This window comes from Bosea sp. 685, assembly GCF_031884435.1.
Classification (GTDB): Bacteria; Pseudomonadota; Alphaproteobacteria; order Rhizobiales; family Beijerinckiaceae; genus Allobosea.
Genome location: NZ_CP134779.1, coordinates 6,136,376 through 6,151,631, shown reverse-complemented (window position 1 = coordinate 6,151,631; position 15,256 = coordinate 6,136,376). Strand labels below are relative to the sequence as shown.

The window sequence follows — 15,256 nt, the reverse complement described above, 5'->3', positions numbered from 1 at the left end:
CGATGAGCCGGCGGGACTTTCAGCGCGCGCGGGTTCACGACAAAGCGCGGGGAACCCTTCTCCCGGATGGATTCCTCTGCGAAACGCGGCTGAGGACTGATATTTTGACGGCGGATTGTTCGCCTGTGACGGGCGGTCTTCAGCGGTTGGCTTGGAGAGCTCGCAGTCGACCTGGTTCAGCCGCCTGCGATGATGGTGGCGCGCCGGAGATTGTAGACGGTTGCGAAGGCAATCAGGTCTGCGGTGTTGGCGACGAACGAGTGGCATCGCGTCCGGGCTTTGCCATAGAGGCGCTTCATGGCGCTGAAGACAGCTTCGACGGGAGCGCGGCGGCGCGCGATCAGGGCGTTGCGGCGCTGCAGCCAGCGCGGCAGGACAGCGATGTGCTTGTGCCGGCGATGCATGATCCGGTCCTTGATGCCCAAGGCCTTCAGGGCGGCGCGCTGGGCCTTGCTCTCATAGCCGCGATCGGCATAGACGGCGGCCTCGTCGCCGCTGACGAGCCCTGGGGCCATCTCGACGTCCTGTATCCGCGCCGAGGTCACGAGCGCCGTGCGGATCAGGCCCGAGCCCTCGTCGACGCCGACATGCAGCTTGTAGCCGAAATGGGCCTTGCCGTTCTTCTTGCCCCAGTCGGCGCCGGGTTCACGGGGGTGGCCCTTGCCCAGCCCGGCTTCGCGTGACGGGGCAGCATGCGTCGCCTGAACGATTGTGGCGTCGAGCAATGTGCCCTTCTTCAGGATCAGACCCTTGGCCGAGAGCTGCGCGCCGATCTCGGCAAAGCAGGCCTCGAGCACGCCCGCCTGCGCTGCCGCCAGCCGAAAGCGGCACAAGGTCGTCTCGTCGGGCGTGCCGCCATCGAGCGCAAACCCGCAGAAACGTCGAAACGACAGCCGGTCCAGCAGCGCCTCCTCCAGGCCGGGATCCGACAAATCGTAAAGCGCCTGCAGATAGAGCGCCTTGAGCATCGCAAGCGGCGCGTAAGGCGGCCTGCCCGTCTCAGCCTGGCGCAGCTTGCCGGCCAAGGGCGCCAGCCGATCCCACGCGATCAGCCCATCGATCTTCGCAAGCTTCGCGTTCGCACCCAGGCGTGGGTCCAAAAACGCCTCAGCCAAAGACATCTGATCCGACATGCCGATCACCCCGCCGCACCCGAGCGAAGTGAATCAGCAATCAAACCTCAACGCCAGGGCCCTTTCGCAGAGAAATCCGGATGGGAGAAGGGCAGGGATGAGGGCCTGCCGCTGATTGTTGGGGCGCGACTGAGCCGCGGCGCCGGCTTCATCCTGAAAGCATGGGAGGCGATGCGGAGCCGCTTGCGCGATCTGGTTGTCTGGCCTGCCCTCACCCCTGCCCCTCTCCCATCCGGGAGAGGGGTTCCCCGCGCCTCTTCATTCAGCGCTACGCCCGATTACCTCCGGCATTCCGCCAGCAGCCTGCGCATGAAGGCTTCGCCGGCAGCGAACTGCTCCAACGTGATGAACTCGTCGGGCTGATGGGCCTGGTCGATCGAGCCCGGGCCACAGACGATGGTGGCTAAGCCGGCGCGCTGGAAATGGCCGGCCTCGGTGGCATAGGCGACCGCGATGGTGCTGTTGCGGCCGGCGAGCCGCATTACCAGCGTCTCGGCTTCCGATCCTGGATCGGGCGCGAGGCCGGGCACATCCGAGCTCATCACCGTCTCGATGGCCGCCGAGGGCGCAGTCTTGCGCATCCGGCCGAGAACTTCGTCCGAGAGGGCTTTGAAGCGCGCCGGCACATCGTCGGGATCCGAGCCCGGCAAGGTGCGCACCTCCCAGGACAGGTCGCAGCGATCGGCCAGGATGTTGCGGGCGATGCCGCCATGGAACTTGCCGACATGGACGGTGTCGTAGGGCGGGTCGAAGCGGCCGCTCGGGTCGAGCCTGCCTTCCCGCTCATCGGCCATCGCCACCAGCCCGGCCGCCAGACGCGTGCCGGCATGGACGGCGCTGGCGCCCAGATGCGGTTTCGACGAATGCGCCGCAACACCGGTGATCGTGGTGAAGAAGGTGCGGATGCCTTTATGCGCGTCGGCGAGGTCGAGCGAGGTCGGCTCGCCGACGATGACGGCGCGCGGCCGCGGCAGGTCCTTACCCATCCGCGCGATGCCGTCGACTACGCCAAGGCACGTGACCTCCTCGTCATAGGAGAAGAACAGATGGATCGGCGTCTTGAGATCGGCGGCGAGGAAATCCGGCACCAGCGCCAGCGCCAGCGCAATGAAGCCCTTCATGTCGACGGCGCCACGGCCATAGGCCCGGCCGCCCTCGACATGCAGCGTGAACGGATCGCGGCTCCAGGCCTGGCCCTCGACCGGAACGACGTCGGTATGGCCCGAGAGCAGGACGCCGCCGCGATCCTGCGGACCGATGGTGGCGAAGAGCGCCGCCTTGTCCCCGGTCGCATTGGGGATGCGTATGGAGGCGACGCCCCAGCCGGCGAGGTAGTCCTCGACGAAGGCGATCAGATCGAGATTGGATTTATGGCTGACCGTATCGAAGGCGACGAGGCGGGCGAGCATGTCGAGCGGCGCATAGCGTTGCCCGGTCGGCTGGGGGGAAGCAGTCAATGCAGAACCTTCTTCACATAGGGCGAATCGAGCGGAAAGAGCGGCACGACCACATCGAAGATCGCGCCGTCCTCGCCGAGCATGGCGTAAAAGCCGCTCATCGAGCCGTCCGGCGTCATCAACGGGCAGCCGGAGGTATAGCTGAAGCTCTCGCCCGGCCGCAGCACCGGCTGCTGGCCGATGACGCCGTCGCCGCGCACCTCATGAACCTCGCCGCGGCCATCGGTGATGAACCAGTGCCGGGTCATCAATTGCACGGTCTGAAGCGACAGATTCACGATCTCGATGGAATAGGCCCAGAAATAGCGGCGCTGCTCATGCGAGGATTCCCCCTCCATGAACTTCGGCGCGGCGGTCACGCGCACGCCATGCGTCTCCGCTTGATACATCGTGACGGCTCCCTCGATGGCGCGGGCATCGCGCGGCCCGGTCGTGGCCGGCGGGCGAGGCCTCTGTTATGAACCGGGCGACGGCGGCGTCAATCCTGACGCGGCGCGACAGGCAAGCGCAAGCCCGGATGCCCGGCTGATGCTCGCACCACCGGCAGCCATGCCGGGCGATACCGATCCAGGACCCAGTTGGCGCGTTCAAGCGCCGATTTGCCGAGTCGAGACGCCCAAACAGCCAAGACACCCAAACAGCACTGTGGATGGCCGCGCCGGAAACGCGGAATACGCCGCGTTTTCACTGTAAGCTTCCGCCAAGCCCTTCATCGGACATCTGAGTATGAATTACGGAATTTGGCCTTCGCAGACAATTCGCTCGGCGATCGCGGACGGGACCATACGCGCGAGTTCGCAGATTCATGAGGATCTGATCCAGCCTGCGAGCCTCGATCTGCGCCTCGGCGCCACCGCGTTCAGGGTCCCGACCAGCTTCCTGCCGGGCAAGGGCAAAGCGGTTTCGGAGAGGCTCAAGGATCTCGCGACGCATGAGGTCGACCTGTCCAAGCCGCAGGTGCTCGAGCGCAATTGCGTCCACATCATCCCGCTGCAGGAGCGCGTCTCGCTGGGGGCGGATACGAGCGCCCGGGCCAATCCCAAGAGCTCGTCAGGCCGCCTCGACATCTTCGTCCGGTTGATCGCCGATGGCGGCACGTCCTTCGACGAGATCCCGGCGGGCTATGACGGGCCGCTTTATGCGGAGGTCGTGCCGCGCTCGTTTCCGATCATCGCGCGCGCCGGCGACACGCTGAGCCAGTTGCGCTTCCGTCACCACGCTTCTGATGCAGCGCAGCCGGCGAACCGATCGATCTCCGTCTCTATCGATCTGGAGGGCGCCGCCGCCGACGGGGTCATCGCCTACCGGGCCCGCAAGACCACCGGCCTGATCGACCTGCAAAAGGTCGGAGAATACGATCGGAACGATTTCTGGGAGCCGATCAAATGCCGTCCCGGCCGGCGCGAGCTCGTCCTGGTCCCGGACGAATTCTACATCATGGCCTCGCTTGAAGACATCGTCATCAACGAGAACGAGGCGGCCGAGATGGTCGCCTATGACACTGCGGTCGGAGAAGTGCGGGTGCATTATGCCGGCTTCCTGGACCCGTTCTTCGGCCGGGTCACCGATTCCTCCGGCAAAAGCAAGATCGTCCTTGAGATCAGGAGCCACGACGTTCCGTTCATGCTCGACCATGGCCAGAGGGTCGGCACGATCGTCTTCGAGAACATGATCGAGCGCCCCGACAAGCTCTATGGGCAGTCGATAAAGTCGACCTATCAGGGCCAGGGGCTGAAGCTCGCGAAGCAGTTTTTCTAGGCTATTGGGATTCGCGTGTTGAATCCCGTTGGGAGCCAATAAGCGGGCTCAGCTGGACAGCCTGCCCTCGTCGTCGATCAGGATAAGTCGGGCGGGTGGGGCATCGCTCCAGGCCCAGAGTACGAGATTGAGATCACTCGCTCCGGCCCCGGCAGCGAAGCTGCGGACCAAAAGCCCGCGATAACCCTTCGCCATCAATCGCTGCGCGAAGGACTGCGTTCGAGATTTGCCGTTCGCCTTCGCCTCGTCGCGCCAGCTTGGCGCTGCGAGCAGATCGGCGTCGATACCCTCTGCAGCGATTGCTAGGGTATCGCGCGTGTCGAAGATCTGCTCGATCGCCGCTTCATAGGAAACGAGCGTGGTCGGTTGGAGGCTCCCGACTTGGTTGGCCTCGCGCAACGCTGTCATAATAGACAACGAGGTATAAAGCGCCGGCACGCCCTTTGGATTGAACCGTCCGCCATATAATGCAGCTCCACGACCGGATAGCGGTTCGCGCGCATAAAGCGGATTGAGCGCGCGATAGAGCTTCCCCTGGTAGTTGAGCGCCATCGTCAGGCGTGCACGCCCGCATCCACCGCGTCGACATAGTCGAGAACATCTTCGGCACGACCCGCGCGCACAAGCTGCATCGCGGTCTGGCCGGAAAACCCGGACAGCGGTTCCGAACGATACCAGGCATAGGCGATCAGCGCTGAGCCAAAGCGCGGCTCAACTTTGTTGATCACCTCGATCATCTCGCGCAGCCGGCTTTGCGTCCGGTCCGATTGAACCCGGTCGCGGCGCTGGACGGCGTCCTTGCCGAGACCAGCGGTACGGGCGACCTCTTCGCTGGTGGTGCGGAAAACGTCGGCGATTTTGCGAGGAGCAAAAATGCCGTCATCCGCGTACTGAGCAAGACCCATGATGCTCTCTCCTTGCTCCGCTTATTCTGACGCTATATTGCGTCAGAATAAGCGGAATGCAAGAGCGCCGGCCCGTCCATCACAGAAACCCGATCGAGATCCACGGGATGAAGGTGATCAGCAGCAGGCCCAGGAAGAGCCAGGCCAGGTAGATCCAGATGCGGCGCATGCCGGCATCGGGCGGCACGTCGCCAATGATGCAGGCGGCGTAATAGCAAAGCCCGAAGGGCGGCGCGAACAGCCCGAGCCCCATCGCGAGGATGACGACCATGCTGTAATGCACCTCGTGGATGCCGAACTGCTTGGCGATCGGGAACAGCAGCGGCCCGAACAGCACGATCGCCGGAATGCCCTCCAGCACGCTGCCGAGCACGATGAAGGCGATCACCGAGATCAGCAGGAAGCCATTGGCGCCGCCCGGCACGTTTGCCATGCGCGCTGCCAGTTCGTGTGAGAAACCCGACTGGGCAAGCGCCCAGGCCATGGCGCTGGCTGCGCCGACGATGAACAGGATCGCGCCCGAGAGCGAGGCCGTCTGCACCAGCATCGGCAGGGCGTTCTTCCAAACCAGCCCGCCGCGATAGATCAGGAGCCCGAGCACGAGGCTGTAGGCGATGCCGATGGTCGAGACCTCGGTGGCGGTCGCGACGCCCTCGACCACCGCGCTGCGGATCAGGAAGGGCAGGATCAGCGCCGGGATCGCGATCCAGAGCGTCTTGGCCACGAGCGACATCGGCGCACGCTCGATCTTGATGCTGGCATCCTCCTCTTTTCCGGCGCGATAGCGCGCCACCAGCGCCAGCACCAAGGCCAGCACCAGCGCCGGCAGGATGCCGGCGGTGAACAGCGCCGCGATCGAGACACCGGTGACCGAGGCGATCGCGATCAGCACGATCGAGGGCGGGATCGTCTCGCTCATCGCGCCCGACGCGGCGAGCAGCGAGACGAGCTCGCCATCCTTCATGCCGCGCTTGCGCATCTCCGGAAACAGCACCGGGGCGATCGCCGCCATATCGGCGGTCTTCGAGCCTGAAATGCCCGAGACCAGCAGCATCGCCCCCAGCATGACATAGGACATGCCGCCCCGGACATGGCCGAGCACTGAGGCGAGAAACGCGACCATGACGCGCGCCATGCCGGTCGCCTCGACCAGTTGCCCGAGCAAGACGAAGAGCGGCACGGCGAGCAGGATCAGCGAGCTCATGCCCTCATCGATGCGCCCGACCACGACCAGCAGCGGCGTCCGCGTCGTGATCAGCAGGAAGGCTGCCGTTGCCAGGCAGAAGGAAAAAGCGATCGGCACGCCCGCCATGACGGCAAGGCCGAGCAGCCCGACGAAGAAGATCAGCAGGTTCCAGTTGCCGAGCCCCTTCAGCGAGGGGCCGATGAGATAAAGCGCACCGGCGATCAGCGCATACAGCGCCGCGACCGAGAGCACATCGCGCCATGAATGCCGCGCCAGGCTCAAGAGCACGCTGACCAGCGCGATCAGGCAGCCCACCGGAATGGCGGCGGCGCGGATGGTGCCGGGCCAGCCGAGTGCGGGCGTCTCAACAAAGGACTGATCCTCCATATACTCCCAGGTCGGATGCAGGATCAGGGCAAGGAAGATCGCGACGCCCCCGGCCGCAAGCGTTGCCGCCCAGGCCTCGGCGCGCGGCGAGAGGAACGAGACGAAGAAGGTCAATCGCATATGCGATGTGCGCTGGACGGCAATCGTGCTGCCCAGCATGGCGAGCCAGAGGAACAGGATCGAGGCCAGTTCGTCCGACCAGATCAGCGGCTGGTGGAAGGTGCGGGCGAGAATCCCCAGGAACAGGATCACCACCTCGGCGACGACGACCGCCGCGGCAGGGATTTCGACGAGCAGGCGCAAGCCGCGCTCGATCCTCCCGATCAACCCGGAGCTGCGCCCCGGGTTGAGTGCGACCATATTATGCGGATCGCCGATCGCCGCGCTCATGCCAGCGCCCCGACCACGGCCTCGAGCGCCTTCCAGTTATCCTCGCCGAACTTGCCGCGCCACTCCTTGTAGAAGCCGGCCGCGCTGAGGCCCTTGCGGAAAGCCTCCTTGTCGGCGGCCTCGAAGGTCAGGCCCTTGGCGATGAGCTGGTCCTTCAGCGTGGTGTTGAGCTTGGTCGTGTCGTCGCGCTGCTCCAGCGCGGCGCGGTCGAGTTCGCGCTTGACGATCGCCTTCAGATCATCGGGCAGGGCGCTCATCGAGCGTCGATTACCGAGGATGAAGAACGGATCCCAGATATGGTTGGTCTCGGAAACGTATTTCTGGACCTCGTAGATCTTGCCGGCCTCGATGGTGACGAGCCCGTTTTCCTGGCCGTCGACGAGGCGGGTCTGCAGCGCCGTGTAGAGCTCGTTGAAGTTGATCGAGGTCGGGCTGGCGCCGAGGGATTTGAACAGCGAGGTGAAGATCGGCGAGACCGGCACGCGGATACGGTAGCCGGCGAGGTCTGCCGGCGTCTTGATCGGCTTGGCCGAGGAGGTGATCTGCCGGAAGGTGTTGTCGGCCGGTTTGGCGACGACGAGCGCGCCGGTCTTCTCGATCTGCGTGGCGATCAGCTTGCCGAGATCGCCATCCATCGCCTTCCAGACCTGGCCGTAATCGGCGAAAGCGAAGCCGACATTGGCGATGCCCGCAAGCGGTGCGACGGTGGAGAGCACCGAGCCGGCAATGTTGAGAAAATCGACGCCGCCGCTCCTGATCTGCGTCAGCAGATCGGTATCGGAGCCGAGCTGCGAGGCGGGGAAGAAACGGATCTCCATCCGGCCGCCGCTCGCCTCCTTGATGCGCAGCGCAGCCTCGCCGAGCCGGGTGTTGATCGGCTGGGTCAGAGATTGTCCGGTCGCGAGCTTGTACTCGAATTCGGCAGCGCGCGCCGGCCCGGTGCGAATGACGACGAGCGGGATGGCGGCTGCACCAGCAAGGAGGCTGCGCCGGGACAGCGTCACGCGCTGCGACGATGCGGGCGCGGATGAAGGCTTGTGATGATCTGGCATGGACGGTCCTCCTGAATTTTGTCTCCAACGTCGCTGATGCGCGTCGGTATCCTGTTCGAGTCTGGCTGCGCCTGGTCTGAAACCCGCGTCTCGGCTGAGCGCCGGTCGCGCCAGGCGGCGCGCATGGCGGCGCCGGCGCCATCCCGCGGCGGGACATGCGCGTATTCGGCTATGGCCGGGGGCTGTTCGAGCGGTCCTCTTCCTTGGGCGGTCCGGTTTTTGCGCCGGTATCCAGCGTTCCTGACGCCTCTCTGAACGGAGGCTTTCCCTTCTGGCGCCGACCTTGCGGCCGTCTCCAGCAGCGTCAGCCTAGATTGCTGGCCACTGCGCACAATTGAGTTATATTTCGCGTCCTTTTAGCTGACCTTAAAGGTTCGCGATGCAGATTCCGTTCCGCTCGATCATCGTCTTCCATGCGGTGGCGCGCGCCGGCAGCGTCTCGCGCGCCGCCGAGGAGCTCCGCGTCACGCCCTCTGCCGTCAGCCAGCAGATCCAGGCGCTGGAGCTGCATCTGGGAACGGCGTTGACACTGAAGGTCGGCCGCAACATCACGCTGACCGAGGCCGGCGAGCGCTATTTCCAGATGGTCGGGCGCGAGATCGAGCATATCGCCGATGTGACGCAGCATGTGCGCGGCATCCGCTCGGCCACGACCCTGACGGTGCGGGCCGCGCCCAGCGTCTCCAGCAAATGGCTCCTGCCGCGCCTCCACAGCTTCGTGGATGCCAATCCAGATATCGAATTGCGGCTCGACGGCACCAATGAACCGACTGATTTCAGCAAGGAAAACGTCGATATCGAGATCAGGCATGGCGAAGGCGTCTGGCCCGGCCTGTTCATCGAGGGGCTCGGACGGGAGCGCTTCTTCCCGCTCTGCTCGCCATCGCTGCTGCCGCCAGCCAGCCTCAAAGCCGCGGATCTGCCCGAGCAGCGCCTGATCCACTCCGTCAAATCGCAGATGCAATGGCCGCGCTGGTTTGCCGAGGCCGGGGTCGAGCCGGGGCGACGCTGGCATCGTGTCCTCTTCGACCGCAGCCATATGGCGATCGACGCTGCCGCCAGCGGCATGGGCATCGCGCTCGAAAGCGAATTGCTCGCCTGGCGCGAGCTTGCCGACGGCACCCTGATCCGCCCGGTCCGCGACGCCCCCGAGGTCATGGTCGCGACGCAATGGATCGTCTGCCCGCACAATCATCTGCGGCACCGCAAGACCCGCACCTTCCTGGACTGGCTCCGGGTCGAGCGGGATCGTTCGCAGGTGCAGCACACTGAGGCCGCGACAGTTTAGCCGTTCTACATCGTTGGCGCAGATAATCTGAATTGCCCCGATGCCGGCCGCTCCCTAACCTTCTGGTCGTAGCAAGGCGGGGCATATTGACCTCTGGTTGCGACAACCCGCCGCTCGACAGGGAAACGCAATGACCAAAGAGGATGTCGCCTCAAGCCCGGCGACGGCCCTGGCGGCTATCTGCGCCCCTCCCGGCCGAGCCTTCGCGACGCTTTTCCCGAAGACCGCTCCCGATCCGGCTTTGAGGCCGGCGCGCCGTTAAATCCGTTTTTCTAGAGGACACGTCATGAATCTGCATCGCATGCTGCTGGAGCGTCAGGCCGCGGGTAAGCCGGTCACCGTCGGACTGATCGGAGCGGGCAAGTTCGGCCTGATGTTCATGTCGCAGGTCCGCTCGACCGACGGCATGCATCTCGTCGGTGTCGCCGATCTGAACACCACCCGCGCCCGCTCGCAGCTCAAACTCGGCTGCTGGCCCGAAACGCAATACGCCGCGACCTCCGTCGACGACGCGCTCAAGAACGGCAGCACGATCGTGACCGACAATGCCGAGGCGCTGATCACGCATCCCGGCGTCGAGGTGATCATCGAGGCGACGGGCGACCCCGGCGCCGGCATCCGCTTCGCGCTCAAGGCGATCGAGCACGGCAAGCATATCATCATGGTCAATGTCGAGGCCGACGCTGTCGCCGGGCCGCTCCTGGCGCGCAAGGCGAAGCAGGCCGGCGTGGTCTATTCGCTCGCCTGGGGCGACCAGCCGGCCTTGATCGCCGACCATGTCGACTGGGCTCGCGCCGCCGGTTTCAAGGTGGTCTCCGCCGGCAAGGGCACGCGCTACCACCCGACCTACCACCAGTCGACGCCCGAGACGGTCTGGGACATCCTCGACAAATACATGAAGATCAAGGATCGCAACTCGATCAATCCGAAGATGTTCAACTCCTTCGTCGACGGCACCAAGTCGGGCATCGAGATGACGGCGGTCTGCAACGCCACGGGACTGCATTCACAGGCCGACGGCCTATCCTTCCCGCCGGCGACGCGCTTCGAGCATGCCGAGATCTGCAAGCCCAAGGCCGATGGCGGCGTATTGGAGCGCAAAGGCGTCACCGAGGTGACGTCGTCGGTCTATCGCGACGGCAGCGACGTGCCCCATAGCCTGGTCATGGGCACCTATGTCGTTTTCGAGAGCGACAGCGCCTATAGCGAGGAGTGCTTCCGCGAATACAGCATGCTGCCCGACAAGACCGGCAAATACGCCTCGCTTTATCGCCCGATCCATATGATCGGCCTGGAGCTCGGCATTTCGGTCGCCTCTGCCGCGCTGCGCAAGGAATCGACGGGCGCGCCGATCTGCTTCAACTCGGACGTCGTCGCCACCGCCAAGCGCAAGCTCACGCCGGGCGAGATGCTTGATGGCGAAGGCGGCTTCTGCGTCTGGGGCAAGCAGACCCCGGCCGATGCCTCGCTGAAGGAGGGCTATCTGCCGCTGGGCCTGGCTCACAACGTCAAGCTCAAGACCGAGATCGCCGAGGGCCAGCGGATCAAATGGGACGATGTCGTCTACGATCCCGATAGCCAGGCGGTCCGCGTCCGGCGCGAGATGGAAGCGGCTTTCCGCCAGCCCAACGCCGTGTGACGGCCAGAGCGAGGTGATCTTTCTCGGAACCGCGCCGTCATCCCGGGCAAGCGCAGCGCAGTCCCGGGATCCATCGTAAAGCGCTGTCGAACCCTATGATGGATCCCTGTGTGTTTGATTGGTGTCATGATTGGTGCGGGCGGGAAGCCGTTGGATCCCCGGTGGCAAACACCGCGTTCCGGCTCGGTTCCCGCCCGCGTTCGAAGACCCCATCCTGAACAGTTGACCGAGGCCGCTTGCACCGGACCTCGCAGCACAGGGACAGGCACCATGACCATACACCCCTGCTTCATCGGTTGCGATATCGCCAAGAGCCATCTCGACCTGTTCGAGGAGACGAGCGGGACGAGCCTTCGGATCGCCAATACGAGTGAGGCGATCGCGACCTGGCTGTCGTCGCTCGACTGCCAGGCCAGCTTCGTCGCCTTCGAGGCAACCGGCCCCTATGACCACACGCTGCGCCAGACCCTGGAGCAGGCCGGCTGCCGCTTCGCCCGGATCAATCCGGCGCGCGCCCGCGACTTCGCCCGCGCCACCGGCCGCCTGGCCAAGACCGATGCGATCGACGCCGAGATGCTGGCTGCGATGGCGCGCATGCTGGCGCTCATGCCCGACGCAGCCTCCGATCCCGCTCGCAACGCCTTGGCACAGCTGCACAAACGCCGCGATCAGCTCGTCGAGATGCGCGCCGCCGAGCGCGTCCGCGACAGCGAGGGGCAAGATCCCACCGGCAGCCTCGCCCGCCATCTCGCTTGGCTCGATGCGGAGATCGCTACGCTCGAGCACCTCGTCAGCGAGGCACTGCAGGCAGATGAGACCCTGACAAGGACGCAGGCCCTGCTGCGCTCGGCGCCCGGCATCGGCCCCGTCACAGCCGCCACTCTCATCGCCCTGATGCCCGAACTCGGCCACGTCTCGCCAAAGGCCATCGCCGCGCTCGCAGGCCTCGCACCCTTCAACGACGACAGCGGGCGCAGGCGCGGCCAGCGCATGATCAAGGGCGGAAGGCGACGCGTCCGCAAAGCCCTCTACATGGCCGCGCTCGCCGCCATCCGGACATCTGCGCGCTTCAAGACCTTCTACGACGCAATCCGCGCACGCAGCCCAGCCGCAAAGGTCGCCATCATCGCCGTCGCAAGAAAGCTCCTCGTAACCCTCAACGCCATGCTCAAAACTGACACCGCCTTCCAACCATGACACTCCAAACAACACAGTTGCCGGAGCTGCGCGGCGGAGCCTGTCCTTGGGCCGGCCGAAGGCCGGACCCGGGGGCCGCTTGTCCGGGATGACGCGGAGGGTAGGACCGCGGACAGAGAGCATACCGGCGCCGTTTCCACCCCAACCCATTCTACTCTAAGCCCTGCACAACGCCGGGCCCTGTCGAGAGACAGGGCCCGGTTTGCATGTGATCAGCGGCCGTGGTCGAACGCCGCGTCGATGATCTCGCAGCCCATCCGTGCCAGCGCCTCGTCCGCATAGGCCGAGCGGTCCCATGTGCCCTCCGCGAGGCTTTCGCGCGTCTTGAGCTCCTTGGCGAGCTTGCCCTTGGCGCGTTCGAGGATGGCCTGCGCCTCGCGCGGCGGAACGATCAGGACGCCGTCACCGTCGCCGAGCACGATATCGCCGGGATTGACGACGACACCGCCGCAGGAGATCGGCACGTTGATCTCGCCCGGCCCGTTGCGATGCGGGCCGCGAGGGGTGGCGCCGCGCGCATAGACGGGAAAATCCAGCTCGCGGATGGCGTCGACATCGCGCATCGCGCCATCGATCACGAGGCCGGCGAGGCCGCGCTTGCGCGCCCAGAGCACCATGTTCTCGCCGGCGAGCGCCGTCGTCAGATCGCCGCCATCCTCGACGATCACGACATCCCCGGGCACGGCCATGTCGAGCGCCTTGTGGACCAGGAGGTTGCAGCCCGGCCGGGCCCGCACCGTGAAGGCACAGCCCGCCATCAGCGCCCGGTTCCACGGCCGGATCGCGGCATCCAGACAGAACAGCCGGTTCATCTCGTCGGCGATATTGGCGACCGGGATCACGGCCAGTGCTCGGACCAGGCCCGGATCGGGGCGATTGATCCTTCGGAAAATCCGGAAGCCGACATTGCTCATGGCGTGTACGTGTCCAGTTTCGACGGGGTATGAAGCGAAACGGCTGAGATCTCAGCCGAAACCATAAAGTTCTGCGGGATTGTCGACGAGGATGCGCGTCCGCACCGCCTCCGCGCCGGACCAGCCGTCGAGGAGATCGAGCAGGGCGGCGTCATCCGGCTTGTGCCCGGCAGGCTCGGTGATATGCGGCCAGTCGCTGCCCCAGACGAGCCGCTCGGGCGCGAGATCAATGAAGGCGCGCGCGATCGCGCTGGCGTCAGGGTAATCCGGCGCGCCGGCTTGCGTATTGAGATAGGCGCCGGCGAGCTTGACCCAGGCCCGGCCGGCCGTAACCAGGTCGCCGATCACCGCGAAGGCTGCGTGCTCCGGTCCCAGTGACGGCGGCAGCCGGCCCATATGGTCGAAGACGATCGGGCATGGCAGGCGCTTGAGCAGCGCCGCATGCGCGACGATCTGGTCGCCCATCATGTGAAGCTGCGCGTGCCAGCCGAGATCGGCGATGCGCCGGGCCAAGGGCTCGATCATCTCGATGGTCGTGACGGTGTCGGCCGGGTTCCAGACGCTGAAGCGCAGACCGCGCACGCCGCCTGCGTCGAGCCGCTTCAGTTCGTCATCGCTGGCGCCAGGATCGAGCACGCCGATGCCGCGACCGGCCCCATCGAAGCGACGCAAGGCGTCGAGCAGGCAAGCATGGTCCTTGCGATGGAACTTGGACTGCACGACCACCGCCCGCTGCGTGCCCAGACGCGCCTGCAGCAGCCGGTAGTCGTCAAACGTCATGCCGGACGGCTTCGCCGCATCAGGGCTCGGAAAGCGCGGATCCAGGATATGGCAATGCGCGTCGCAAGCACCCGCCGGCACGGCGGAGCGAGGCGCCGCCATGCCAGCAGAGTTGGGGACCGGACCATCATCCGCCATCGGCGGCTCCTTCGCGCGATCGATGACCTTCAATCGATCTTGATGTTGCGGGATTTGACGGTGGCGGCCGTGCGGCCGATCTCGTCATCCAGGAATCGCGCGAAGGCGTCGGGCTTGTTGCCGACCGGCTCGAGCCCGAGCTTTTCGAGCTTCGCCTTGATCTCCGGATTGGCGACCGCGGCGACGATTTCGCGCGAGAGGCGCTCGACGATGGCGGGCGGCGTGCCCTTCGGCGCGAACAGCCCGTTCCATTCCTGCGTCTCGAAATCCTTGAGGCCGCTTTCGATCAGCGTGGGAACCTCGGGCAGCAATGGCGAGCGCTTCGGGGAGCCGATGGCGAGCGCCCGCACGGAGCCCGACGTGACCTGGCCGAGCGTGGAAGCCGTATTGCCGAAATAGAGCGAGACGCGGTCGCCGATGACATCGTTGAGCGCCGGCGCGCCGCCGCGATAGGGCACATGCACGATGTTGAGGCTGGCAGCATGGTTCAGCGCCTCGCCGGCCAGATGAGAGGCCGATCCCGCACCCGCCGAGGCGTAGCTCGCCTTCTCCGGGTTCTTGCGCGCGTAGTCGAGCAGTTCCGCGACCGTCTTGTAGGGCGCCTTGGGGCTGGCCACGAGGATATTGGGCGCGATCACGACGAGCGAGACCGGAATGAAATCCGCCTTGGGGTCGAAGGGCAATTTGCGCAGGGTCGGATTGGCGGCGAAGGCCGAGGCATCGAAGAGCAGCGTGTAGCCATCGGCCGGGGCCTTGGCGACGAAATCGGCGCCGATCACGCCGCCGGCGCCCGGACGGTTCTCGATCACGATCTGCTGGCCGAGCGCCTGGCTCATCTGCTGGCCGACGATGCGGGCGGTGCTGTCCGCGCCGCCACCGGCCGCATAGGGCACGACCATCTTGATCGGCCGGTCCGGATATTGCGCGAGCGTCGGCAAAGGTGACAACGCAAACAGTACAGCGGCGATACGGAGCAGCGTCTGGCTCATTTATGGATATCCTTCCTGGATCTGCATGGTCTGGCACTATCGA

14 protein-coding genes are annotated in these 15,256 nt (G+C 65.5%); 4 read left to right on the top strand and 10 right to left on the bottom strand.

What is annotated here, in order from left to right:
* Positions 1-176: 176 nt before the first annotated feature.
* The 3 genes from RMR04_RS29935 to apaG all read right to left on the bottom strand — a co-directional run bounded on the left by RMR04_RS29935 (position 177) and on the right by apaG (position 2,979).
* Entirely contained in the window at positions 177-1,100 is a 924-nt protein-coding gene (locus RMR04_RS29935) for an IS5 family transposase (RefSeq protein WP_311909523.1), read from the bottom strand.
* A 311-nt stretch (positions 1,101-1,411) separates the two neighbouring features.
* A complete protein-coding gene (gene argE / locus RMR04_RS29930; RefSeq protein WP_311915989.1) occupies positions 1,412-2,542 on the bottom strand; it encodes an acetylornithine deacetylase in 1,131 nt (376 codons plus the stop codon).
* 44 nt (positions 2,543-2,586) lie between these two features.
* Positions 2,587-2,979, bottom strand: coding sequence for a Co2+/Mg2+ efflux protein ApaG (gene apaG / locus RMR04_RS29925; protein ID WP_310155749.1), 393 nt, complete (start codon positions 2,977-2,979; stop codon positions 2,587-2,589).
* Positions 2,980-3,316: 337 nt separating this feature from the next.
* Here apaG and RMR04_RS29920 point away from each other — a divergent pair, with 337 nt between their 5' ends.
* Positions 3,317-4,348 carry a 2'-deoxycytidine 5'-triphosphate deaminase gene (locus tag RMR04_RS29920; RefSeq protein WP_311912136.1) on the top strand — a complete coding sequence of 344 codons (1,032 nt, stop codon included), beginning with the start codon at positions 3,317-3,319 and terminating at the stop codon, positions 4,346-4,348.
* Between the two features lie 48 nt (positions 4,349-4,396).
* Here RMR04_RS29920 and RMR04_RS29915 read toward each other — a convergent pair whose 3' ends face one another.
* The 4 genes from RMR04_RS29915 to RMR04_RS29900 form a co-directional block, all read right to left on the bottom strand.
* Positions 4,397-4,900, bottom strand: coding sequence for an RES family NAD+ phosphorylase (locus RMR04_RS29915; RefSeq protein WP_311912135.1), 504 nt, complete (start codon positions 4,898-4,900; stop codon positions 4,397-4,399).
* Between the two features lie 2 nt (positions 4,901-4,902).
* Positions 4,903-5,253, bottom strand: a complete 351-nt coding sequence (locus tag RMR04_RS29910; protein ID WP_311912134.1) for an antitoxin Xre/MbcA/ParS toxin-binding domain-containing protein — start codon at positions 5,251-5,253, stop codon at positions 4,903-4,905.
* Positions 5,254-5,332: 79 nt separating this feature from the next.
* Positions 5,333-7,216 (bottom strand): TRAP transporter large permease, encoded by a 1,884-nt coding sequence (locus RMR04_RS29905; RefSeq protein WP_410492170.1) that lies wholly within the window; start codon positions 7,214-7,216, stop codon positions 5,333-5,335.
* Positions 7,213-8,268 carry a TRAP transporter substrate-binding protein gene (locus RMR04_RS29900; protein WP_311912133.1) on the bottom strand — a complete coding sequence of 352 codons (1,056 nt, stop codon included), beginning with the start codon at positions 8,266-8,268 and terminating at the stop codon, positions 7,213-7,215. Before RMR04_RS29900 ends, RMR04_RS29905 begins: the two co-directional genes overlap by 4 nt.
* A gap of 379 nt (positions 8,269-8,647) precedes the next feature.
* On the opposite strand from RMR04_RS29900, the gene RMR04_RS29895 reads away from it, so the two are divergent.
* The 3 genes from RMR04_RS29895 to RMR04_RS29885 all read left to right on the top strand — a co-directional run bounded on the left by RMR04_RS29895 (position 8,648) and on the right by RMR04_RS29885 (position 12,392).
* A complete protein-coding gene (locus RMR04_RS29895) occupies positions 8,648-9,556 on the top strand; it encodes a LysR substrate-binding domain-containing protein (RefSeq protein WP_311912132.1) in 909 nt (302 codons plus the stop codon).
* Positions 9,557-9,842: 286 nt separating this feature from the next.
* Positions 9,843-11,195: an NAD(P)H-dependent oxidoreductase gene (locus RMR04_RS29890; protein WP_311912131.1), complete on the top strand. Its 1,353-nt coding sequence runs from the start codon at positions 9,843-9,845 to the stop codon at positions 11,193-11,195.
* A gap of 270 nt (positions 11,196-11,465) precedes the next feature.
* Positions 11,466-12,392 carry a transposase gene (locus RMR04_RS29885; protein ID WP_311912130.1) on the top strand — a complete coding sequence of 309 codons (927 nt, stop codon included), beginning with the start codon at positions 11,466-11,468 and terminating at the stop codon, positions 12,390-12,392.
* 212 nt (positions 12,393-12,604) lie between these two features.
* Here the strand turns inward: RMR04_RS29885 and RMR04_RS29880 are convergent, their stop codons facing one another.
* From RMR04_RS29880 to RMR04_RS29870, 3 genes are all read right to left on the bottom strand, one after another.
* The gene (locus tag RMR04_RS29880; RefSeq protein ID WP_311912129.1) at positions 12,605-13,306 is read right to left on the bottom strand and encodes an RraA family protein; all 702 of its coding nucleotides are present in this window, start codon (positions 13,304-13,306) and stop codon (positions 12,605-12,607) included.
* Between the two features lie 51 nt (positions 13,307-13,357).
* Positions 13,358-14,188, bottom strand: a complete 831-nt coding sequence (locus tag RMR04_RS29875; protein WP_311915987.1) for an amidohydrolase family protein — start codon at positions 14,186-14,188, stop codon at positions 13,358-13,360.
* A 65-nt stretch (positions 14,189-14,253) separates the two neighbouring features.
* Complete coding sequence (locus RMR04_RS29870; protein WP_311912128.1) at positions 14,254-15,213, bottom strand: Bug family tripartite tricarboxylate transporter substrate binding protein; 960 nt, start codon at positions 15,211-15,213, stop codon at positions 14,254-14,256.
* Positions 15,214-15,256: the final 43 nt, after the last annotated feature.